Consider the following 5,488-nt stretch of genomic DNA (forward strand, 5'->3'; position numbering starts at 1 on the left):
GATGAAATTCTACTAAGGGCGATAAAATTCTTGAAAAATAAAAAACTAAAAATAAGTGCTGCTTATTATTATCTTGGACTTGCTATTGGATTAATTAAAAGAGATCAAGTAATCGATTGGGCTGATGATTGTTTAGAAAAATATGAAGTGCCATATGAACTCATTGAATTATCTTTGTCCCAGGAAAAAGGTCTTGATGAAATCCTTTCTTTACTGAAATTAATCTATAACAAATTTGAACTCAGAACACCTTTATTAATAATCCTTTATGAAATTAGGTTGAAGTATCTAAAAAATGAGATTACAAAGGATCAATTGTTTTCATACATATCTAGCTTGTTAATTCAGGGAAGTGCTATTGGAGATGATGAAGAAACACTGAAATTATTAGACATTATAGAAGATCGATATTATTTAGCCTCTCAAGGAATCTATGGTAATGAAGAAGAAGTAATTGAATCAACACTTGAAGAATTGAGGATTTTCGAAACAGCATATAATGATTTTAGTGAGCTACTCAAGGAAGAGTAGAACTTCATCTAACATTATATCCACGCATCGGAGCCTGACGGCTCCTCAGTACGCCCGAAGAGATTGACAGAGAAGTAGAATCAGACGGACACATCCGCACCGACTAACCGCATCGCGGCCGCTCCCGTTGGTCGCTTAAGTCGGTGGGACGTCGTGGATACGGGAACGTTAGGTGAAATTACTCTAAAATAAAGAGGGGTACTTCATGGAAGAAGAACTGATACAGAAATTAGATAAGATTATTAACAAATTCATTTTTGAATCAAGGAAGTTTGTTGAGTACTCTGCATTTCCTTATGGGCTATTAAATAATATAAAGTTTCAGGAGAAAACAATTCAATTGGTATATGACTTTGAGTACTTTGTTTTTACAAAAAGTTTGAAAACGCTTATTTCTATAAAAAAACTTTTAAAAGAAGACTTAAACGAAGATGTATTTATACTAGTAAGAAGTATATTTGAAAATTACTTAAGCTGTAGGTATTTGCACGAACATGATGATAAGATTGATCAGTTTATCGAACATCCATTGAGAATTTCCCTTGCTCACTACAATGTTCAACAAGATGGTTCTATAGTAAATCGAGATAAGGAGACAGTTGGAAAGCAAGAGAATCCTAGTAAGTTTAAGTTAGGCGCAGATAAAAAGTATTTCTATAATTTTTATGATTTGCTTTCTACCTATGCTCATTGCAATTTCGGTGTAGTTTCTAATTATTTAGATGAAGATTTTAGGTATACTGTTACCAAAGTAAACGATAGTTTACTTGTCAGAATGATTGTGGTTTTTGTTTTCTCTAAATTGTTTGAGCTTATTGTGACAGTCGATGGCGAAGACTTTAAAGATACAAGAACTGAAAAGAATTGTTATCAGTTAGTGAAAGATGCTATCCCCTTATTAGAGTCTGCGCTTGATGAGCTAAAGAATTATTATACTTCAACAAAAAATGAGACAAATAAATATATAAATAAGAGAATGAAGGAATTAATGAAAGATATGAAAAAATCTCTTAAAGAAGAGCTTGGAAGTATACCTAAAGTAGCGAGTAACATCACCTAACATAATATTCAAGCTACAGCTCCTTGCGGAGCCTTGGTCTGCGGGAAGGATTTCGAGGAGGAATTTCAGCAGACAACCCCTTCGGGGTTCATGAATACAGGAACGTTATACGACAGAACGAATTAAAAGGAGATGTTTGATTATGAGCTATATTAGAATCAAAAGTATTAGCGTCGAGAACTATAGATCATTCGGAAAAAGACAGACAATTATTTTCCCTGATCAAACTCATAAAAAACCTGTGGCTATCGTAGGTTATAACAATTCGGGGAAAACAAACTTTCTTAATGCAATTTTATATGGGATTAGAGAGAAGAGTGTTAACAAAGATACATTTAATATTAACGATTTTCATAATCGTGATTACAATAATAAGCCTTTTATTGAAACTGAAATTGCAAGTAGCATAGAAGTTAAAGGGGACGGGCACGAAGCAGAACTTAAAGGATTTCATTCATTACATATAAGCGTAGTTGACAATGAAATTGAAGATGTCAATATCCGTTCATTTCGTGATAAGGAGCAACAATCCAAAAACTCATACGCTTCAGGTGCAGCGAAGTATTTTAAGATTTTTTATGTGAATTTCCATGAAGTAAAAAAAGAATTGTCAACAAAAAAGACGAACTGGGGTAATCTCACTTCATTTTTAGCGAAACATATTAAGAAAATAGTTGAAAAAGACAAAGATATGGAAGGGAAAAGAAAAGTTTTTGAAGGAGAAGTTAAGGAATCAACCAATAAGGTGCTTGCAGATTCGAAGTTACATAGTTTTCTTGAAGATATAAGGTCTAATTATGCGAAAAATTTGAGAAACAGCAATTTTTTCATAGACTTTGGTTTGCCTGATTACGAGGATATCTTCTTAGATATGATATTCAAAATTGGTTTGAATGGAGATAATGAAAATCTTATCCCAATAGATCATTTCGGTGATGGATATATTTCTATGTTTGTTATGGCTATCATTCAAGCAATTGCTGAAAGTAACAAGAGCGATCAGTGCCTCTTTTTATTTGAAGAACCTGAAAGCTTTTTGCATGAAAATCATCAAGAATACTTTTATAAAACTGTTCTCTGTAATTTGGCGGAGAAAGGACATCAAGTTATATATAGCACTCATTCTGATAAAATGATAGATGCTTTTGACACAAGAGGGCTTATTCGCTTTGAATATAACGAACAAGACAGCGAAACAATTTTGAAATACAACATTCCAAATGAAAGTATCGCAGATGATGGTCTAGAAGGCTTCTCTTTGCACCAAATAGCTGACTTTAATAATTATATTAAAATGATTGAACCAAATTTGAATAAAATAGTGTTTAGTCAAAAAGTGATCCTAGTAGAAGGTCCAAATGACTTGTTGACCTATAAAGAAATTATAAAGAAATTAATTTTTTCACTAACCAATGATGCTATGTATTCAGAAACTTACCTGAACTTTAAAAATATCTCTATAATTCCTCATCACGGAAAAATTACGGCTAGATTTTTAATTAAGTTATGCAAGCATCTTGGAGTAGACTTCTTTTGTATAAATGATTTTGACTTTAGGAAAAATTTCACTTTGGAGCTTTCATTTGATTCCCTTGAAGATTTGCATAAAAGCGAATTATATACCACAAAAATAGCAGAACTCGAAGCCTTTAATTCTAAAGGAGATCCTTTAAGTGATGCAACAAAGCGAGGAATGATCACAACGAATTGGGGATTAATCAAAGAAGCTTCTCTCGAAAATATACATTTTAATATTCCTAAGTTAGAATCTGTTATTGGTTATGAATCTAATGATAAAAGCAGTTTAGGTATATGGACTAAACTTCAAGAAAAATCGGATTTTGGAGAAGAGATATTTCCAAGATCTCTGAAGAAATTTATTGGGATCGAAGCATTGGAACGAGTACGTGCAAATAAGAGTTAGATCATTTAGATATTTCGTAGTATAACCTTAAATGAAAAGAGAGCCGTTTGGCTCTCAATTAGAAGTTATATTTAATTCATTATGTAATTGAAGAGCATCCTTAAAACCTTGCAAGTAGATTTCACGTTCTAGGATTGTTTGAACTGAAAGGTCTGCATCATCGTAAAGAAATAGAGTTTTATGCATATCCTGAGGTAGAAGTTCATGTAACTGTTTGAAGTAAAGATTTCGATCAGATGAGAATTGATTATAAATGGTGTTGTTCTTGAGAAGATCGCTATATAAGGCTTCAATTCGATTACGAATCAACGAATCAAGTAAGACTTCTAAAGAATTGTGCATAAATGATCACCGTCCGTTATATTTTATTTTACGAACAAAAGTTTAACTTGTTGAATATTATTTTATCATAACGAAAATCATAGTCAAGACATATCAAAGATATTTTTGATTAAGAAAAAATACTTTCATATAATTAAAGAAAAATTCAATTCGGATATGAAGGGATACCAGATGATAAGTTATAAACCATTTCAAAAATTATTGATTGACAGGGAGATTAAGAAGCAGGATTTATTGAAAATGACGGGGATTTCATCGGCAACGATGGCAAAGCTCAATACGAATGAATATGTATCGTTAGAAGTAATTGATAAATTATGTACGGCATTGGGATGCCAGCCTGGAGATCTTTTGGAACATATAACAGACCGATGAAAGAATAGAGTATAAGAGGATGTTGGTTAACTCGAAGATGTGATTCCGTCGTATAACAACATATTCAAGCAGCGGCTCCTTCGGAGCCTTGGTCTGCGGATGGATTTCGGAGAGGGATTTCAGCAGACAACCCCTTTGGGGTTCATGAATACAGGAACGTTAGATGAAATCTCTGCAATATTTATTTTAAGTAATTCTAAGTAGAGAGGGTAAGAATCTATGATAAATATTTCTCATTTAGCATTAACAGAACCAATTAAAATCATTATAGGTGCTTCATCGCAGAACTATGAAGGATGGATACAAACACAAGAGGATGAACTGGATTTACTAAGATTAGAAGATTGGGAACAAAGTTTCAAAGATCGCAGAATTGAAGCAATACTATCAGAGCACGTTTGGGAGCATTTGACTTACGAAGAAGGGGTTCAAGCTGCAAAGATTTGTTACAAGTATTTGAATACGGGAGGTTATATTCGTTGTGCAGTTCCTGATGGATATTTTCCAAATGAAGAGTATCAGAACATAGTCAAGATTGGTGGGCCAGGACCACTAGATCACCCGGCAGCAAGTCATAAGATAGTACATAATTATAAGACTATAACTACTATGTTTGCGGTAGCAGGCTTTGAAGTAGAGTTATTAGAATATTGTGATGAAGATGGGGAGTTTTATTTTAAAGACTGGAGTCCAGAGAATGGATTTATCTATAGGTCTAAGAGATTTGACCATCGAAACCAGAACGGAAATTTGGGATTTGTATCGTTAATTATTGATGCAAAAAAGAAATAATTGGATAGTATCTCGAAGAAGGCAGAGACATCATCTAACATAATATTCACGCTGCGGGATTACCCCCTTAGGTCGCCCGATGTATAATCATGGAGGATAACTCAGACGACACACGAGCCGACCTAAGATAGGAGCTATCTAAGGCTGGGTCGTGTCGTGAATACAAGAACGTTATCTGAAAGAATCGGTAAGTAAATTAAAAACGGAGGAAGTACATGTCTCAAACCAATGTAGCCCTATTACCAATTAGCAAAGAAAACGAAATAGAATGTATTAGTCTTAAACCACGAGAAGACCAATTAAGCTTAGTAGCATCTAATGCAGATTCACTAATACATGCAACTAAAGAAATTACTTCAAAGCCATATGGAATATACGCAGAAGATTCAATGGTATTGATGGGTATTATTGGATACTTAGGTTTATGATTGATGAGAGATTTCAAGGTAAGGGCTATGGGAAAT

General features: G+C 33.5%; 7 protein-coding genes. 6 read left to right on the top strand and 1 reads right to left on the bottom strand.

Annotated features, from left to right (window positions below):
* From CRG97_RS13355 to CRG97_RS13365, 3 genes are all read left to right on the top strand, one after another.
* The coding region (locus tag CRG97_RS13355; protein ID WP_237566382.1) for a hypothetical protein at positions 1 to 531 on the top strand (531 nt) is incomplete at its 5' end.
* A 205-nt stretch (positions 532 to 736) separates the two neighbouring features.
* Complete coding sequence (locus tag CRG97_RS13360; protein WP_098743500.1) at positions 737 to 1,591, top strand: DUF5677 domain-containing protein; 855 nt, start codon at positions 737 to 739, stop codon at positions 1,589 to 1,591.
* Between the two features lie 142 nt (positions 1,592 to 1,733).
* Positions 1,734 to 3,515 carry an ATP-dependent nuclease gene (locus tag CRG97_RS13365; protein ID WP_098743503.1) on the top strand — a complete coding sequence of 594 codons (1,782 nt, stop codon included), beginning with the start codon at positions 1,734 to 1,736 and terminating at the stop codon, positions 3,513 to 3,515.
* 54 nt (positions 3,516 to 3,569) lie between these two features.
* Here CRG97_RS13365 and CRG97_RS33585 read toward each other — a convergent pair whose 3' ends face one another.
* Entirely contained in the window at positions 3,570 to 3,857 is a 288-nt protein-coding gene (locus tag CRG97_RS33585; protein ID WP_062833263.1) for a hypothetical protein, read from the bottom strand.
* Positions 3,858 to 4,028: 171 nt separating this feature from the next.
* Here CRG97_RS33585 and CRG97_RS13375 point away from each other — a divergent pair, with 171 nt between their 5' ends.
* The 3 genes from CRG97_RS13375 to CRG97_RS13385 all read left to right on the top strand — a co-directional run bounded on the left by CRG97_RS13375 (position 4,029) and on the right by CRG97_RS13385 (position 5,452).
* The gene (locus CRG97_RS13375) at positions 4,029 to 4,232 is read left to right on the top strand and encodes a helix-turn-helix domain-containing protein (RefSeq protein ID WP_090998994.1); all 204 of its coding nucleotides are present in this window, start codon (positions 4,029 to 4,031) and stop codon (positions 4,230 to 4,232) included.
* A gap of 219 nt (positions 4,233 to 4,451) precedes the next feature.
* Entirely contained in the window at positions 4,452 to 5,024 is a 573-nt protein-coding gene (locus tag CRG97_RS13380) for a class I SAM-dependent methyltransferase (protein ID WP_098743506.1), read from the top strand.
* 215 nt (positions 5,025 to 5,239) lie between these two features.
* Positions 5,240 to 5,452: a hypothetical protein gene (locus CRG97_RS13385; protein WP_098743509.1), complete on the top strand. Its 213-nt coding sequence runs from the start codon at positions 5,240 to 5,242 to the stop codon at positions 5,450 to 5,452.
* The last annotated feature ends 36 nt before the right edge of the window (positions 5,453 to 5,488 follow it).

Source organism: Paenibacillus sp. EZ-K15 (assembly GCF_002573715.1).
In the GTDB taxonomy this organism is placed as follows: domain Bacteria; phylum Bacillota; class Bacilli; order Paenibacillales; family Paenibacillaceae; genus Paenibacillus_AQ.

What these genes read in the sequence shown, in the direction of transcription:
- CRG97_RS13360 (WP_098743500.1), top strand. Translation starts at nt 737, where the DNA reads ATGGAAGAAGAACTGATACAGAAATTAGATAAGATTATTAACAAATTC.
- CRG97_RS13365 (WP_098743503.1), top strand. Translation starts at nt 1,734, where the DNA reads ATGAGCTATATTAGAATCAAAAGTATTAGCGTCGAGAACTATAGATCA.
- CRG97_RS33585 (WP_062833263.1), bottom strand. Translation starts at nt 3,857, where the DNA reads ATGCACAATTCTTTAGAAGTCTTACTTGATTCGTTGATTCGTAATCGA.
- CRG97_RS13375 (WP_090998994.1), top strand. Translation starts at nt 4,029, where the DNA reads ATGATAAGTTATAAACCATTTCAAAAATTATTGATTGACAGGGAGATT.
- CRG97_RS13380 (WP_098743506.1), top strand. Translation starts at nt 4,452, where the DNA reads ATGATAAATATTTCTCATTTAGCATTAACAGAACCAATTAAAATCATT.
- CRG97_RS13385 (WP_098743509.1), top strand. Translation starts at nt 5,240, where the DNA reads ATGTCTCAAACCAATGTAGCCCTATTACCAATTAGCAAAGAAAACGAA.